Below are 15,515 nucleotides of genomic sequence, written 5' to 3'. Positions count from 1 at the left end.
GAAATTTTTGGTAGGGCGAAGGATAAATGCTAAAGGTTGCGATCAATGGATTTGGACGTATAGGTCGTAATGTTCTGCGAGCGGTGTATGAAAGCGGAAAACACCAGCAGATCAAGGTTGTGGCGGTAAACGAACTAGCACAGCCAGAGGCGATGGCACACCTACTGCAATATGACACCAGTCATGGTCGCTTTGGTAAAAAAATTTCCCATGACCAAGAACATTTGCATGTTCATCATGACAGCGGTGAATATGATTCCATTCGCATTCTCCACCTCTCCGAAATCGAATTACTTCCTTGGCGTGATTTAGAAGTTGATATCGTCTTGGATTGCACTGGCGTATTTGGTTCGCAAGCGGATGGGCAAGCGCATATAGAAGCTGGCGCGAAGAAAGTACTGTTTTCGCACCCGGGCGCAAACGACCTAGATAATACGATTATCTATGGCGTGAACCACGAAACTCTGAAAGACGAGCACCGTGTTGTCTCCAATGGCTCTTGCACCACCAACTGTATCGTTCCCATCATTAAAGTATTAGACGAAGCCTTCGGCATAGAGTCTGGCACCATTACGACAATTCATTCGTCCATGAACGATCAACAAGTAATCGATGCGTATCATAACGACTTACGCCGTACCCGCGCTGCAAGCCAATCTATTATTCCGGTGGACACTAAGTTGCATAAGGGGATTGAAAGAATCTTCCCGAAATTTTCCAACAAATTCGAAGCAATTTCTGTTCGTGTTCCAACGGTTAACGTCACTGCAATGGATTTAAGTGTCACAATTAGTACAAATGTGAAAGTTAATGACGTAAATCAAACCATTGTTAACGCATCTCAGTGTACATTACGTAACATTGTTGACTATACTGAATCGCCACTCGTTTCCATCGACTTTAACCACGACCCCCATAGTGCGATTGTGGATGGAAGCCAGACTAGAGTGAGTAACGGGCAACTCGTAAAAATGCTCGTTTGGTGCGACAACGAATGGGGCTTTGCTAACCGGATGCTGGATACTGCCTTAGCAATGCAAGCTTCTTCGCAAGTGGAACAGTAATGACGAAGAAGTGATGGAGAATTTTTATTTCAAGCCTTGAAATAAATCCATAATATCTCCATATCTATAACCAGTTTGAAGAATTAACAGGCTTGGCAGGGTTGCCGAGTTTTCAAAAACTTTAATTATTAAATATTTGAGAGGACACATCATGTCTGTAATCAAGATGACTGACCTGGATCTTGCAGGTAAACGTGTATTTATCCGTGCTGACCTAAACGTGCCAGTAAAAGACGGTAAAGTAACTTCGGATGCACGTATCATCGCATCTCTTCCAACTATTAAGCACTGCCTAGAAGCAGGCGCTAAAGTAATGGTTACGTCTCACCTAGGTCGCCCAACTGAAGGTGAATACGCTGAAGAGTTCTCTCTACAACCAGTTGTTAACTACCTAAACGACGCACTAGATTGCGAAGTGAAGCTAGCAAAAGACTACCTAGATGGCCTAGAGCTAAATGCGGGTGAACTTGTTGTTCTTGAAAACGTTCGCTTCAACAAAGGCGAAAAGAAAAACGACGAAGAGCTATCTAAGAAATATGCAGCACTATGTGACGTATTCGTAATGGACGCATTCGGTACGGCTCACCGTGCTCAAGCATCTACTCACGGCGTTGGCATGCACGCAGACGTAGCATGTGCGGGTCCTCTACTAGCAAACGAACTAGAAGCGCTAGGCAAAGCAATGGACAAGCCAGCTCGTCCAATGGTTGCTATCGTAGGTGGTTCAAAAGTTTCTACTAAGCTAACGGTTCTTGAGTCTCTATCTAAAATCGCTGACCAACTCGTTGTTGGTGGTGGTATTGCTAACACATTCATCGCAGCTGCTGGCCACAACGTTGGTAAGTCTCTATACGAAGCAGACCTAGTTGAAACAGCTAAGAAGCTAATGGACGAGTGTGCAATTCCAGTAGCAACTGACGTTGCATGTGCGAAAGCATTTGACGAGAACGCAGAAGCTGAAATCAAGCACGTTTCTGAAGTACAAGACGACGACATGATCTTCGACCTTGGTCCAGATTCAACTGCTGAACTAGCTGAAATCCTTAAAAACGCTAAGACTATCCTATGGAATGGTCCAGTAGGCGTATTCGAATTCAAGAACTTCGAAGCAGGTACTAAAGGTATCTCTGAAGCTATCGCAGCTTCTGAAGGCTTCTCTGTTGCTGGTGGTGGTGACACGCTAGCGGCTATCGACAAGTTCGGTATCAAAGCGGATGTATCTTACATCTCTACTGGCGGCGGCGCTTTCCTTGAGTTCGTAGAAGGTAAAGTTCTTCCAGCAGTAGAAATGCTAGAAGCACGCGCTAAGTAATTAAAGCAAAGCGGGGGAGTGATTCTCCCGCTTTCTTGTTTGCTGCAACGTGTGAGGAAGTCTGCTAGAATAGCCTCAGTTGTGAGCAAACGTTTGCAAGATTTTCAACTTAACAAGTTTTGTTTAAAAACGACAGATAAATAGGATTACATCCATGTCTAAGATCTTCGACTTCGTAAAACCAGGTGTTATCTCTGGCGATGACGTTCAGAAAGTATTTGAAGTTGCAAAAGAAAACAGCTTTGCACTTCCAGCAGTAAACTGTGTGGGTACTGACTCTGTAAACGCAGTACTTGAAGCAGCTGCAAAAGTTAAAGCTCCAGTTATCGTTCAGTTCTCTAACGGTGGCGCTGCTTTCTTTGCTGGTAAAGGTCTAAAACTTGAAGGTCAAGAAGCTCAAATCCTAGGTGCTGTTGCTGGTGCGAAATACGTTCACGCTGTAGCTGAAGCTTACGGTGTTCCAGTAATCCTACACACTGACCACGCAGCTAAGAAACTACTTCCTTGGATCGACGGTCTACTAGACGCTGGTGAAGAGTACTTCGCGCAAACTGGTAAGCCACTATTCTCTTCTCACATGATCGACCTTTCTGAAGAGTCTCTAGAAGAGAACATCGAAATTTCTGCTAAGTACCTAGAGCGCATGGCTAAAATGAACATGACTCTAGAAATCGAACTAGGTTGTACTGGTGGTGAAGAAGACGGCGTTGACAACTCTGATATGGATGCGTCTGAGCTATACACTTCTCCAGAAGACGTTGCATACGCATACGAGAAACTAAGCGCAATCAGCCACCGTTTCACTATCGCAGCATCTTTCGGTAACGTACACGGCGTATACAAGCCAGGTAACGTTGTACTAACTCCAACTATCCTACGTGATTCTCAAGCGCACGTTTCTGAGAAATTCGGTCTTCCAGCGAACTCTCTAAACTTCGTATTCCACGGCGGTTCAGGTTCTTCTCTAGAAGAAATCCGTGAATCTATCGGCTACGGTGTAATCAAAATGAACATCGATACTGATACACAGTGGGCTACTTGGGATGGTATCCGTAAGTTCGAAGCTGAAAACCACGATTACCTACAAGGTCAGATCGGTAACCCAACGGGTGAAGATGCACCAAACAAGAAGTACTACGATCCACGCGTATGGCTACGTGCAGGCCAAGCTTCAATGGTTACTCGTCTAGAGCAAGCATTTGCTGACCTTAACGCAGTTGACGTACTATAATCGTTACTGATTAAGTTACTTAAAAACCCGCTCTCTGAGCGGGTTTTTTTATGTCTATCACTTTCTTCCCCGCTGCTTTCTCCCGATATTTTTATGCGTTAGGTTGTATTTGCTAGTGAGATATCTCACCTTTAACGTTTTTTTAAAGAAAACATGGGAATATCAGTCTTAAGAGTGGCGAAATCAGAGTGCATTGCGTAACCTGTAACAAGTCAGTGTCAGAAAGCTCTGATAAAGTCTTGTTTTGCATATCTTTGCGAAACTCTGACTTTGAAAAAAGTCAGAGTTGGGATATTGTGCCAAAAATCTGACACTGTTCAGTGGAGCAATAGGGATGTTGTTTTAGAAAAGAGCCTTTAAAAAACAAGGTTCATAAATTAACGGCAATTGGATTTATATCTCTTTATTTTTGAGGATAAGAATTATGGCAGGTGAATCGGTGGGTATCGATACCACTTTAACGGATGGTCTAACTCAGGCTGAAACTTGGCTGACAAACAATTCAGATCTACTGGTTCAGTACGGTGTGAACATTATCTCTGCGCTGCTTATTCTGTTTATCGGTAATCTTATCGTTAAGGCAGTCGCTGGTAGTGTTTCTAAAGTACTAGAAAAGAAAAACATGGATAAGGCCGTCGTTGAATTTATTCACGGTCTTGTTCGTTACTTGCTATTTGTAATCGTGCTAATCGCGGCTCTTGGTCGATTAGGAGTTCAAACCGCTTCTGTTGTTGCTGTGATTGGTGCGGCAGGTCTTGCTGTTGGTCTTGCACTACAAGGTTCACTATCAAACTTTGCAGCAGGCGTACTTATTGTTGCGTTCCGTCCATTCAAATCAGGCGACTACGTAGAAATCGGTGGTGTAGCGGGTAGTGTTGAAGCAATTCAAATCTTCCAAACAGTTCTAAAAACACCAGACAACAAAATGGTTGTTGTGCCTAACTCTTCAGTTATCGGCGGTGCCATTACTAACTACTCTCGCCATGCGACACGACGTGTCGACCTAGTGATTGGTGTTTCATACAAAGCAGACCTTAAACTAACCAAGAAAGTGATTCGTGAGACGCTAGAGAAAGATCCACGTATCTTGAAAGACCCAGATATCACAATTGGTGTACTTACGTTAGCAGACTCTTCAGTTAACTTTGTGGTTCGTCCATGGGTGAAAACTGCAGATTACTGGGGCGTATACTTTGATGCAATGCAAGGTATTAAAGAAGCATTGGATGAAAATGGTATCGAGATTCCATTCCCACAAATGGATGTTCACCTGAACAAAGTCGACGCTTAATCAAAAGCAGTCGATATTCAAAAGCGAGGCCAATAGGCCTCGCTTTTTTATATTTCGTAAAGGGTGTGATGACCAGCAAGTAAGAGGCGTTTTAGATGTTTACCTGCAAATCCAAATGTGAACTCAGGTAAGCCAGGCGTATAGAGCAACTCTTGATGTTGATAGAGATTGGTATCAACAATGATAGTGATGTATTCCGGTAAGCCTATTGGGCAAACCGCGCCGGGTACGCAACCTAACACTTCGACCATTTCATCGTCATTACAAATAGAGGGACGTTTACCTGTAATCGCTTTAATCTGCTTGGCATCGAGGCGCGAGTCCTTATCTGTCAGATAAACCGCGTAACCTTGTCCTTTGAGTGTTAAAAAGAGGCTTTTGGTATGCGTACCCGTCCAACCAAGCTCTCTCGCAATACGTATATCTGTCTCAAAGTCTAAGATGGCTTCGTGCTGCCATTCCCGAAAAGGAATAGAGAGCGCGTTGATTCGCTCTCTATTGTTGTTATAAATACGTTTTAGTGACTCCATGTCTTTGCTGCCTTACTACCTTATGATTACCAATACTTATCAATAAGCTCACTCGCTAAGATATACGCTATTGTGAACATCATCATTGCGATTGCAATGTCGATGGTTTTTTTCACTTTTGGTTTAGAGAGTGTTGGACCTAGTTTGGCGGCTCCTATCGATAAAGTGTAGAACCAAACAAAGGAAGCCATAATCGTACCTAGTGCAAAAGCAATGCGATCATGGCCTTCAAATTGTCCACCGATCGAACCTAGAATAACGACTGTATCTAAATATAAGTGCGGATTAAGCACAGTAACGGCTAACGCACCTAGAATAACCGTTCGACGACCTCGAGCTACGATCTCCCCTTTTGATTCCGATTCACTCTCTGGCTTAAAAGCACTTTTTAGTGAGAGCAGTCCATAGAAGCTCAAGAAAGCAATACCACCAAGTGTCACCGACGTCAGTAAGATTTCATTTTGAGACAGAATTGCACCACCACCAAAGATACCTAGAGAGATGAAAATCATATCTAGCACGCTACAAATAGTGGCGGTTGTTAGGTGGTGGTTACGCTTTATGCCTTGATTCAAAACATACGCATTTTGCGCCCCGATCGGAATGATCATTGATGCTCCTAAACCAAAACCTTGCAATAGAACCCACAAGCTCACACTTCACCTCACTTCAAAATAACAAATACATTTACAGAAAGGGGAAAGATAAAGTGTTTATCTAAATAAGTGTAATTAATGATTTTAATCTTACATTAGATAGACTAATTTAACGGGAGGCGTTTGATCTGGAGTGAGAGGGAAGGTATGCGAGGGTTAGATTACAAATGGATTGAGGCATTAGACGCTATAGTTTATCAGGGTAGCTTTGAGCGTGCTGCTGAGCATTTATTTGTTTCTCAATCCGCCATTTCTCAACGTATCAAGCAGTTAGAGAAGTTTCTCGCGCAGCCTGTTTTAATTCGAAGCCAGCCACCTAAGCCAACGCCAATTGGTAAAAAATTGTTGGGTCTTTATCGGCGAGTACGCTTGCTAGAGCATGAAATTCTCCCCGAACTAAAGAATGATACCAGTACGCGACCTGTGCAACTCTCTTTAGCGACTAATGCAGATAGCCTTGCAACATGGCTACTGCCAGCGCTGCAAAATGTTATGAAGCAGCGTCAAGTTGAACTAAAACTGACTATCTATGGTGAATACCGCTCTATTGAAAAACTCAAAAGTGGCGAAGTGACAGGAGCGATCAGCTTGGAGTCCCAGCCAATCCCCGGATGCAGAGCAGACTATTTAGGTCGCATCGATTATGTTTGTGTCGCGAGCCCAGAGTTCTATCAGCGTTATTTTTCTAAAGGCGTAAATAATCAGACATTGGCAAAAGCACCGGCCGTTTCATATGACCAATATGATGATCTACATAAAACATTTCTTACCGAGCATTTTAACGTCAATCCTGACAGCGTTATTCATCACAACATCAGTAGTTCTGAAGCGTTTCTAAAAGTGGCGTTAGCTGGTGTTGCTTATTGCTTGATCCCCCGCTTGCAAATTACCGACGAATTAGACAGAGGTGTGTTGGTTGATGTGACTCCAGGTTTTTTAATGTCCCATCGGATTTATTGGCACCACTGGCAGTTAGAAACTGGGGTATTACAAGAAATCTCACACGCAATAGTGGGGTATGCGCAGCAGCATCTACCTCAATAAGTTTGTCAGAGCTGCATATCGTTAACTTAGTGTGTTTTGTTTAAAAATTACGCCAATGTTACATAGTCAAAGTTGTGTTAGAAGTCACTATGGGTGCTTGGATAATCGGCGGAAGTTTCTATTATGAAACCACACGCTTTCTCAGCCATGATAGTGATGTTGGAATCTGAGATTAAGTACTTAATTTTGTATGGATGGATTTATTGAATGAAATTGTATTCATTTTTGCTGGCTTCAGCACTCAGCCTTACCAGTGCTTCAGTTTTGGCGAATACGCCAGAGTTTGCTCATGTTACGACAACGGGGTATGGCGAAGTGACGGCCACACCTGATATGGCTACGTTTTCTGTAAAAGTAGTCGATACGACAATGACGGCCGAACAAGCGAAATTGTCCGTAGATAAAACCGTTGAAGAGTTTCTAAAAAGCTTATCGGATGCCGGCTTGTCAAAAGACAATATTACTAGCTCGAATTTATACCTTGCTCCTCAGTACCATTACCCTAAATCAGGAAAAGCAGAACTTGTTGGGTATCGAGCATCTCGCAGTATTGATGTCACGGTGACGGATCTGAAAAACCTTAACCAATACCTAGATATGGCGTTAGAAGCGGGAATTAATCAGGTTGATAATATTCAACTTAAGGTAAGCAACCAAGCCGAGTATCAGCAAAAGGCACGAATGGCTGCGATTAAGGACGCAAGAGAAAAAGCAGGGTCATTAGCGACTGGTTTTGAGAAAAAGTTGGGCGATGTATGGCAGATCAATTACAGACAGATGCACGTTCAGCCTGTGTTAATGCGTTCAATGGCGATGGATAGTAAAGAAGGAGCGAATAGCTACCAAGATTCAACCATGATCATTCGCGATCAAGTCGATGTCATTTATAAGCTAAAGTAAGGCTTAGCAAACAGTAAAAAGCAAAAGGCAGGGAGTTACAACCCCTGCCTTTGTCGTTTCTGTTTCACTGTTTAGTGAAGGATACGAGCACGGATTGTGCCTTCAATGTTTTTGAGCTTTGTTAGAGCTTCTTCTGCTCGTTCAGTTTCAACGTCGATCACTACGTAGCCTATTTCAGCGGCTGTTTGTAGGTACTGCGCGGCAATGTTAATGCCTTCTTCAGCAAAGATGGTGTTGATCTGAGTTAGAATACCAGGACGGTTCTTGTGGATATGAAGCAGACGAGAGCACTCACCACTGTGTTCTGGCAATGACACTTCAGGGAAGTTTACGCTTGAAAGTGTCGAGCCGTTATCAGAGTACTTAGCCAGTTTGCCCGCCACTTCTAAGCCGATATTCTCTTGTGCTTCTTGCGTTGAACCACCAACGTGTGGAGTGAGAATGACGTTATCGAATTTTTGTAAAGGAGACTCGAACGGGTCAGCATTTGTTTTTGGTTCAGTTGGGAATACATCAATTGCAGCGCCGGCAAGGTGACCAGCTTCTAAGCTATGGCAAAGTGCAGGAATATCCACAACGGTGCCACGTGCCGCGTTGATAAAGATGGAACCTGGTTTCATTCGAGCAAATTCAGCTTCACCCATCATGTTTTTCGTTTCCGGTGTTTCGGGAACGTGCAAAGAAATCACATCACATTTGTTCAATAGTTCACTCATGGTATGTACTTGCGTCGCATTACCAAGGGACAGTTTGTTCTCAATATCGTAGTAGTAAACGCGCATACCTAAGTTTTCGGCAATAATACCAAGCTGCGTACCAATGTGACCGTATCCGATAATGCCAAGGCACTTACCACGAGCTTCGTAAGAGTTGTCTGCACTTTTCTTCCAAATACCGCGATGTGCAAGTGCATTCTTTTCAGGAATACCACGCACTAGTAAAAGGATTTGCCCAAGTACAAGCTCTGCCACGCTTCGAGTGTTAGAGAATGGTGCATTAAAGACAGGAATACCGCGTTTTGCTGCTGCATCTAGGTTTACTTGGTTAGTACCAATACAAAAACAGCCAATTGCAACCAGCTTGTTCGCCGCATTGATTACCTCTTCGGATAGGTTCGTACGGGAGCGGATACCAATGAAGTGCACGTCTTTTACTGCTTCAATTAGTTCTTCTTCCGGAAGGGAACCTTTATGGTATTCAATGTTGGTATAACCAGCTGCTTGAAGAACTTCAACTGAAGAAGGGTGGAGTCCCTCTAACAAGAGGATCTTAATCTTTTCTTTTTCCAGTGAAACTTTGGCCATTTTTTCTCGTCCTTAAAATGGAAAGGTGGGCTAATGTGGCGCACATTGGGCAAAACTATTAAAAAGGGGATAATTAACAGTTTTGTAGGAAGACAAACGTTTCCCTGTGCGTCTTCTGTTCAATAAAGTAACAAAAAAAAATTGCTTTGGGTAAGAAAATTACGGAATAAGAGATAATTTTCTTATAGAAAGGAATAAAAAACGGTGCCTTTCAGCACCGTATGTAATGAAATAACAGAAAAGTGAACCAGATAGGTTCATTTTGGGCTGTTATTTACTCTTCAATTTTTGCACCTTCTGGTGTGCCAGTGATCACTACGTCTGCACCACGATGAGCGAAAAGACCCACAGTCACCACACCAGCGATGCCGTTTATTTTGTCTTCCATTTCTTTCGGGTTGGTAATTTGCATATTGTGCACATCCAGAATCACGTTGCCGTTGTCAGTCACAACGCCTTCACGGTAAGCTGGATCACCACCTAGTTTTACCAATTCACGAGCCACGTAAGAGCGTGCCATTGGGATTACTTCAACAGGCAATGGGAACTGGCCAAGTACGTCAACTGCTTTAGTGCCGTCAACGATACATACGAACTTATCAGAGATTGCTGCGACAATTTTCTCACGAGTCAGAGCCGCGCCGCCGCCTTTGATCATTTCACGTGCTGGGTTGATCTCATCTGCGCCATCAACATACACATCCAGCTTCATTACATCGTTACACTCGTATACTTCAATACCAAGCTCTTTAAGGCGCTCAGTTGAAGCGACAGAGCTAGACACTGCACCTTTAATATCATCTTTGATAGTGCCTAGTGCATCGATGAAGTGATTCACGGTAGAGCCAGTACCAACACCGACAATGCTGCCTTTCTCAACATATTTTAGTGCTGCCCAACCAGCCGCTTTTTTCATTTCATCTTGAGTCATGCCAATCTCCTGAATAGATGTTCGTTAACGTTTGCGGGCGTGATTATAGCGGCTTACTTGTCACTTTCCCATTGCCATATTTGGCTTGGGGTCACGATCTTAGGTAATGGAATATCCCAGCTTTCAATTGGTAAGCGTTCTACATGTTGGCAGTCATGAGCGATACCAACAGGTTTAGCTCCCTCTCCAGTTATAAACCAACGTGATAGAGTGCGATCGTAGTACCCTCCGCCCATGCCTAAGCGGTGTCCGATACTGTCGAACCCAACTAAAGGCGTGCAGATTAAATCAAGCTGGCGAACGGGTTTGAGGTGTCTGATATCGAGCTTGGGCTCTAAGATGCCGTACTTGTTGTAGACGAGCTGTTCATCACTTATATACTGAAGAAACAGTAACTGACCTTTAGAAAAGGGATGGATGACGGGCAGATAAACCGATTTTCCCTGTTGCCATAACCATTCAATGAGCGGTTTAGTATCAAGCTCACCGTCTGCAGAAAGGTAGATGGCAATATGTTGCGCCTGATCGATTTCAGGAAGTTGGGAAAATTGAGTAATAAGGTCGATTCCCGCTTGGTATTGCGTATCACTGCACAGAGCGTTGCGCTTTTCACGAATCAGTTTGCGGAAGTCTTGTCGAGAGAGGTCTGACATAGAGAGAATACCCCAGGGTGCCGTTGAGGATTGTGGCCCTTGAACCAGCTGGTTCAAGGCGGATCAGCAATGACAACCGTAGGCTTCTCGGTGCATGCCGAGCTTGCTCAATAGTTACCAAATACTAACCCTTAGGTATTGCTTATCGGCTCAGGGACTTAAATCCTGCTGACGCACACCCCAGGGTAAATTTTGTATTTACTGCTGTCCTTGCGTAACTTTGCTTAGTGCGTTCTCTAAAGACGCGGTGAGCTTTTCCATTCGCTCAGTAATTTCTTGCTGTTGACCATTGGATTCGTATGACTTGGTGTGCAACTCATAGCAAATATTCAATGCAGCAAAGGTCAGCAGTTGGATTTCATTGGTTACCTTAGTACGTTCGCTCATTTCTTTCAATCGGCGATCCAGATCTTTTGCCGCTGCAACAAGAGACTCTTCTTGTCCTGTCGGACAATTCACACGTGTAAGTTTGCCTAATATTTCAACGTCGATCGCTTGATTGCTCATGATGAATAAACTCTATATTCGCGCTATCTAAGGTGTTGCTTCATACAACTACCGAGGAGCAAACTATAGGAAAACCGCTATTAAGATTCAAGCATTTCCCATCACAGAAAGAGAAATGATGACGAGATCACACAGGAATTGGGCAAATTGAACAAATGCTGTCCAAAATTGAATTTGATAGCCGTTTCAGACCACTAACCTTGATGGTAGGATATACCAATACATTATTACGCAAGAATGAGCCAAGTTATGAGTGAAATCACCCTTCCTGAATACCAATCTATTGCTGCTGAACTGCAATCTGCAAGCCTAGCAGTAACACCGGCGGAGTTACATGGCTTATTTGTCGGCATGTTAAGTGGTGGATTGGCGATTAATGATCAAACTTGGCAGCCTATTCTGTTTGACTACACCAATGATGGTATGGGTTGGCCTTCTACCGCGCTAGCTTTTGCTCAAAGCGTATTCACTGTTACTGTCAATGAACTAACTGGCACGTCGATGGAGCTGTCTTTATTATTGCCAGATGAGCCGAGCGAAGAAGGCTTATTCGCATTAGCCGACAGTGTGTCCGACTTTGTAAACCACTTTATTTCTGGGTTAGGTCTAGCAGGCGTTGCTCTTAATAAAGCATCTGATGACGCTAAAGAAGCACTGGCTGACTTAGAAGAGATTGCCAAATTAGGCATCGATGAAGATGACGATCTTGGTGAACAAGCGCAATTGCTAGAGCAAGTGATTGAGCACATCAAAGCTTGCGTACTAACAATTCATGCTGAATTTGGTGTTCGTCCTGAAAGCAGCGACAAAAAACCTACTATTCACTAATCGTAGACTGTCCAGAGGTTAGTATGAAGCAATATGATGTAGTCATTGCTGGTGGTGCCATGGCTGGTGCAACGTTAGCATTGGCGATTGACCATTTGTCTCAGGGAAAGCTCCGCATTGCAGTCGTTGAGCCTTTTAAAGCACAATCAGATATGCACCCTGGTTTTGACTCTCGCTCAATCGCATTGTCTTACGGTACTGTCAATCTGTTGCGTCAACTACAGCTCTGGACGTCAGTAGAACCGTTTGTCACCCCCATTGAACATATCCACGTTTCTGACCGTTCTCATGCTGGGATGACGGAGATTACCAAGCAAGAGGTTGGGGTTGAAGCTCTAGGGTATGTTGTAGAATTAGCCGATGTTGGGCGTGTATATCAAGAATTATTAGACAGCAGCGAATCAATTACGCTGTTTTGTCCTGACTCCGTTACCGATATCGAGCGCGAGCAAAACTGTACCCATGTGACGTTGAAAAGTGGTGAGCAACTTGAAGCAAAACTGTTGGTAGCTGCAGATGGTGCTGTTTCGACCTGTTGTCAGAAAATTGGTCTAGAACTTTCTGAGCAAGATTTTGAACAAGTGGCTGTCATTGCCAATATTGTGACTCAAGAACCTCATCAAGGTAGAGCCTTTGAACGTTTTACTGAAAATGGCCCTGTTGCTTTATTGCCAATGAGTGACAATCGAATGTCCTTAGTTTGGTGTTTGCACCCTGAAGAAGCCCAAGCCGTTCTTGAGTTATCTGATCAAGCATTTCTCCAGCGTTTACAGAACGATTTTGGTTGGCGTTTAGGCGCGATGAAAAAAGTGGGTCGCCGTGCAAGTTACCCATTGCTTCTTCGCCATCGAAAGCAAAATATTTCACATCGCTTTGCGATTGTTGGAAATGCGGCGCAAACGCTGCACCCGATAGCTGGACAAGGCTTTAATCTCGGTATTCGCGATGTAGTCTCACTAGCAGAAGAAATTGTGCAGCAAAGTGAGGATGTGGGTCTTTATCAAGGCCTGATGCGCTTTAGTCAACGTAGAGAAGCAGATCGAAGCGAAACTATTTGGCTAACCAGTGCCTTGGTGCATGTTTTTTCAAATGATTTACCCGCGATGCGAATTGGCCGAAATACTGCCTTAGCAGCGATGGATAACCTTTCTATTTTTAAGCAGCCGCTACTACGCCATACTCTTGGCTTGGTAAAACGATGAACGGCCGCACTGAATTAGGTAATAAAAAGCAATGATGCAAAGTGTAGATATCGCCATCATCGGCGGAGGGATGGTTGGGTTGGCACTTGCTGCCGCGTTCAAAGACAGTGATCTGCGTGTCGCCATTATTGAAGGTAAAGTGCCAGATGATTCGTTGAAAGAATTACCCGATGTTCGTGTGTCTGCGTTGAGCCGCTCTAGTGAGACGATTTTGCGTAAACTTGGTGCTTGGCAGGGCATAGAACAGCGCCGAGCTTCGCCTTACCATGGCATGGAAGTATGGGAACAAGATAGCTTTGCCAGCATTGAATTTAATGCACAAAGTATGGCACAACCTGATTTAGGACATATTGTTGAGAATCGTGTGATTCAACTTGCGCTGCTTGAACAAGTCCAAAAGCTCGATAACGTCACTATGTTTATGCCTGCACGTTGCGCGACTCTCGCGGTCGGTGAGCAAGAAAGCTGGCTGACGCTCGATAATGGCCAAGCCATGACCGCTAAATTAGTGGTCGGAGCCGATGGGGCGAATTCGTGGCTTCGCCATCAAATGGATATTCCATTAACGCATTGGGACTATGGTCATCATGCTTTGGTCGCGAATGTCAAAACTGCCATGCCACACAACAGCATTGCGCGCCAGATATTTACTCCTCACGGACCGTTGGCATTTTTGCCAATGTCGCAACCAGATATGTGCTCTATTGTTTGGTCCACGGAGCCAAATCGAGCAGAGCAGTTAGTGGCGATGAGTGAACATGATTTCAATAAAGCGTTGACGAGTGAGTTTGATGCTCGACTTGGTCTATGTGAAGTAGTGGGAGAGCGTGCTGCGTTTCCTTTGAAAATGCGCTATGCGCGAGATTTTGTTGTCGAGCGAGTCGCGCTGGTTGGTGATGCGGCCCATACCATTCACCCATTAGCGGGGCAGGGTGTGAATTTAGGTTTATTAGATGCGGCCAGTCTTGCTCAAGAAGTATTAGCACTTTGGAAGCAGGGTCAAGATATCGGCAGTAAACGCAACCTAAGAAGCTACGAGCGTTGGCGAAAAGCGGAAGCGGCAAAGATGATCGCTACTATGCAAGGGTTTCGAGATTTGTTCTCTGGCGAGAACCCAGCTAAGAAGCTCGTTCGTGGCATTGGCTTAAGTTTAGCGGGGCAACTGCCGGGAGCGAAAGATGAGATCATGAAGCGCGCGCTTGGTTTAAAGGGACACTTGCCGGATCTGGCGCGTCAGTAAGTGCAAAGCGAACTTCAAATACACAAAAGGCTGGTTAATCCAGCCTTTGTTTTATCAACATTTTGCTAAGCATATGCGCATCGGAGTTTCATTATTTCTTGATTGATCTCTTTGACCGCTCGGAAATGGCGTTGCTCTGCTTTCTCCGGCAGTATTAACTTACCGTTATCAAACTCGAATCTACCGACCCCGTAAATATAAATTCTTCCTTTAAAAAGACGACTTATATGTTTAGCAATCATACTTGGTGTATAGCGCTTAAACAGTCTCATATTTACTTTCCTTTTATCTAACCTAGCCTAGGTATTCTACGTTCTGGACGCGAAAATTATTGTGACAGCAATAGTATTAAATACAGATGTAGGGTGTTGCGTCAGAGAATTGTGTTGTCTTAGACAATTTGACAGTGTCATCTCTTAAATAGCGTGAGGATTACCCCAAAAATAACCTCTCTAAAGGAACCCTTACCCAATACACTCCTTTTTACGTGACGCATTAAGCAATAGTTTTGTTACAGAATTAAGAATAGAACGAAAACGGTTGTTTGCTAGTTGTTTCTATTAAGGTCGTGCTTCGCGTAACACACTTTACGTTCTAACGATTAGAGGAAATGAAAGAGAAAAAGTTCCACGTAAAAAAAAGCCCGCTTCAGCGGGCGAATAGTCACAGATGCATTACACAAAAGTGGATAACTAACTGCATGAATGCTGTCACTCAGCTAGCTGACTCACTTTATATTGGTTAAGTGCTTGTTTGAAACTTAACCAACAAATTCAGCATATACGAGTTTTATCTTTGTGACTATTTATGTTTTATATGTGA

16 protein-coding genes and 1 other RNA gene are annotated in these 15,515 nt (G+C 43.9%); 9 read left to right on the top strand and 8 right to left on the bottom strand.

All coding sequences use genetic code 11. From position 1 onward, the window contains the following. Nucleotides 1-26: 26 nt before the first annotated feature. The 4 genes from epd to mscS all read left to right on the top strand — a co-directional run bounded on the left by epd (nt 27) and on the right by mscS (nt 4,898). Nucleotides 27-1,064 carry an erythrose-4-phosphate dehydrogenase gene (gene epd, locus R7M72_RS18985; protein WP_005384545.1) on the top strand — a complete coding sequence of 346 codons (1,038 nt, stop codon included), beginning with the start codon at nt 27-29 and terminating at the stop codon, nt 1,062-1,064. Between the two features lie 151 nt (nt 1,065-1,215). Continuing rightward, a complete protein-coding gene (locus tag R7M72_RS18980; RefSeq protein WP_005384547.1) occupies nt 1,216-2,376 on the top strand; it encodes a phosphoglycerate kinase in 1,161 nt (386 codons plus the stop codon). A gap of 154 nt (nt 2,377-2,530) precedes the next feature. Beyond that, nucleotides 2,531-3,607: a class II fructose-bisphosphate aldolase gene (gene fbaA / locus R7M72_RS18975; protein ID WP_005380996.1), complete on the top strand. Its 1,077-nt coding sequence runs from the start codon at nt 2,531-2,533 to the stop codon at nt 3,605-3,607. Nucleotides 3,608-4,031: 424 nt separating this feature from the next. Continuing rightward, nucleotides 4,032-4,898 carry a small-conductance mechanosensitive channel MscS gene (gene mscS, locus R7M72_RS18970; protein WP_005380995.1) on the top strand — a complete coding sequence of 289 codons (867 nt, stop codon included), beginning with the start codon at nt 4,032-4,034 and terminating at the stop codon, nt 4,896-4,898. Nucleotides 4,899-4,945: 47 nt separating this feature from the next. On the opposite strand, the gene R7M72_RS18965 is transcribed toward mscS, so the two are convergent. Both R7M72_RS18965 and R7M72_RS18960 read right to left on the bottom strand, forming a co-directional pair. Beyond that, a complete protein-coding gene (locus tag R7M72_RS18965) occupies nt 4,946-5,428 on the bottom strand; it encodes a YbaK/EbsC family protein (protein ID WP_318056292.1) in 483 nt (160 codons plus the stop codon). 26 nt (nt 5,429-5,454) lie between these two features. Further along, on the bottom strand, nt 5,455-6,084 hold the full coding sequence (locus R7M72_RS18960) for a LysE/ArgO family amino acid transporter (RefSeq protein ID WP_025998531.1): 630 nt from the start codon (nt 6,082-6,084) through the stop codon (nt 5,455-5,457). Between the two features lie 147 nt (nt 6,085-6,231). Here R7M72_RS18960 and R7M72_RS18955 point away from each other — a divergent pair, with 147 nt between their 5' ends. Next, nucleotides 6,232-7,128: a LysR family transcriptional regulator ArgP gene (locus R7M72_RS18955; protein ID WP_005380990.1), complete on the top strand. Its 897-nt coding sequence runs from the start codon at nt 6,232-6,234 to the stop codon at nt 7,126-7,128. 207 nt (nt 7,129-7,335) lie between these two features. Continuing rightward, a complete protein-coding gene (locus R7M72_RS18950) occupies nt 7,336-8,028 on the top strand; it encodes an oxidative stress defense protein (RefSeq protein ID WP_005384550.1) in 693 nt (230 codons plus the stop codon). Between the two features lie 71 nt (nt 8,029-8,099). Here R7M72_RS18950 and serA read toward each other — a convergent pair whose 3' ends face one another. The 5 genes from serA to R7M72_RS18925 form a co-directional block, all read right to left on the bottom strand. Continuing rightward, nucleotides 8,100-9,332, bottom strand: coding sequence for a phosphoglycerate dehydrogenase (gene serA, locus R7M72_RS18945; protein WP_017821632.1), 1,233 nt, complete (start codon nt 9,330-9,332; stop codon nt 8,100-8,102). 274 nt (nt 9,333-9,606) lie between these two features. Next, the gene (gene rpiA / locus R7M72_RS18940) at nt 9,607-10,263 is read right to left on the bottom strand and encodes a ribose-5-phosphate isomerase RpiA (protein ID WP_005380982.1); all 657 of its coding nucleotides are present in this window, start codon (nt 10,261-10,263) and stop codon (nt 9,607-9,609) included. 53 nt (nt 10,264-10,316) lie between these two features. Continuing rightward, nucleotides 10,317-10,916, bottom strand: coding sequence for a 5-formyltetrahydrofolate cyclo-ligase (locus R7M72_RS18935; RefSeq protein ID WP_005384552.1), 600 nt, complete (start codon nt 10,914-10,916; stop codon nt 10,317-10,319). Nucleotides 10,917-10,921: 5 nt separating this feature from the next. Then, nucleotides 10,922-11,106, bottom strand: a non-coding RNA gene (ssrS, locus tag R7M72_RS18930) — 6S RNA. 8 nt (nt 11,107-11,114) lie between these two features. Then, nucleotides 11,115-11,423 (bottom strand): cell division protein ZapA, encoded by a 309-nt coding sequence (locus R7M72_RS18925; RefSeq protein ID WP_005384553.1) that lies wholly within the window; start codon nt 11,421-11,423, stop codon nt 11,115-11,117. A 249-nt stretch (nt 11,424-11,672) separates the two neighbouring features. Between R7M72_RS18925 and R7M72_RS18920 the strand changes: the two genes are divergently transcribed. The 3 genes from R7M72_RS18920 to R7M72_RS18910 are packed head-to-tail and all read left to right on the top strand — an operon-like array spanning nt 11,673 to nt 14,693. Continuing rightward, nucleotides 11,673-12,251 carry a YecA family protein gene (locus R7M72_RS18920; protein WP_315956589.1) on the top strand — a complete coding sequence of 193 codons (579 nt, stop codon included), beginning with the start codon at nt 11,673-11,675 and terminating at the stop codon, nt 12,249-12,251. A 23-nt stretch (nt 12,252-12,274) separates the two neighbouring features. Then, on the top strand, nt 12,275-13,453 hold the full coding sequence (gene ubiH, locus R7M72_RS18915; RefSeq protein ID WP_005380974.1) for a 2-octaprenyl-6-methoxyphenyl hydroxylase: 1,179 nt from the start codon (nt 12,275-12,277) through the stop codon (nt 13,451-13,453). A gap of 31 nt (nt 13,454-13,484) precedes the next feature. Then, nucleotides 13,485-14,693, top strand: a complete 1,209-nt coding sequence (locus tag R7M72_RS18910) for an FAD-dependent 2-octaprenylphenol hydroxylase (protein ID WP_025768841.1) — start codon at nt 13,485-13,487, stop codon at nt 14,691-14,693. A gap of 65 nt (nt 14,694-14,758) precedes the next feature. Here the strand turns inward: R7M72_RS18910 and R7M72_RS18905 are convergent, their stop codons facing one another. Further along, nucleotides 14,759-14,965, bottom strand: a complete 207-nt coding sequence (locus R7M72_RS18905; RefSeq protein WP_005380970.1) for a DUF1107 domain-containing protein — start codon at nt 14,963-14,965, stop codon at nt 14,759-14,761. Between the last annotated feature and the right edge of the window lie 550 nt (nt 14,966-15,515).

The organism is Vibrio sp. YT-18, from assembly GCF_033337345.1.
In the GTDB taxonomy this organism is placed as follows: domain Bacteria; phylum Pseudomonadota; class Gammaproteobacteria; order Enterobacterales; family Vibrionaceae; genus Vibrio; species Vibrio alginolyticus.
Note: the sequence above shows the minus strand (reverse complement) of the source record. Positions and strands in the feature narration are given on the sequence as shown.

Excerpts from the sequence above, each read along its gene's own strand:
- fbaA (WP_005380996.1), top strand. The coding sequence starts at position 2,531 with ATGTCTAAGATCTTCGACTTCGTAAAACCAGGTGTTATCTCTGGCGAT.
- R7M72_RS18965 (WP_318056292.1), bottom strand. The coding sequence starts at position 5,428 with ATGGAGTCACTAAAACGTATTTATAACAACAATAGAGAGCGAATCAAC.
- R7M72_RS18980 (WP_005384547.1), top strand. The coding sequence starts at position 1,216 with ATGTCTGTAATCAAGATGACTGACCTGGATCTTGCAGGTAAACGTGTA.
- serA (WP_017821632.1), bottom strand. The coding sequence starts at position 9,332 with ATGGCCAAAGTTTCACTGGAAAAAGAAAAGATTAAGATCCTCTTGTTA.
- R7M72_RS18920 (WP_315956589.1), top strand. The coding sequence starts at position 11,673 with ATGAGTGAAATCACCCTTCCTGAATACCAATCTATTGCTGCTGAACTG.
- rpiA (WP_005380982.1), bottom strand. The coding sequence starts at position 10,263 with ATGACTCAAGATGAAATGAAAAAAGCGGCTGGTTGGGCAGCACTAAAA.
- ubiH (WP_005380974.1), top strand. The coding sequence starts at position 12,275 with ATGAAGCAATATGATGTAGTCATTGCTGGTGGTGCCATGGCTGGTGCA.
- epd (WP_005384545.1), top strand. The coding sequence starts at position 27 with ATGCTAAAGGTTGCGATCAATGGATTTGGACGTATAGGTCGTAATGTT.
- mscS (WP_005380995.1), top strand. The coding sequence starts at position 4,032 with ATGGCAGGTGAATCGGTGGGTATCGATACCACTTTAACGGATGGTCTA.
- R7M72_RS18950 (WP_005384550.1), top strand. The coding sequence starts at position 7,336 with ATGAAATTGTATTCATTTTTGCTGGCTTCAGCACTCAGCCTTACCAGT.
- R7M72_RS18955 (WP_005380990.1), top strand. The coding sequence starts at position 6,232 with ATGCGAGGGTTAGATTACAAATGGATTGAGGCATTAGACGCTATAGTT.
- R7M72_RS18925 (WP_005384553.1), bottom strand. The coding sequence starts at position 11,423 with ATGAGCAATCAAGCGATCGACGTTGAAATATTAGGCAAACTTACACGT.
- R7M72_RS18905 (WP_005380970.1), bottom strand. The coding sequence starts at position 14,965 with ATGAGACTGTTTAAGCGCTATACACCAAGTATGATTGCTAAACATATA.
- R7M72_RS18910 (WP_025768841.1), top strand. The coding sequence starts at position 13,485 with ATGATGCAAAGTGTAGATATCGCCATCATCGGCGGAGGGATGGTTGGG.
- R7M72_RS18935 (WP_005384552.1), bottom strand. The coding sequence starts at position 10,916 with ATGTCAGACCTCTCTCGACAAGACTTCCGCAAACTGATTCGTGAAAAG.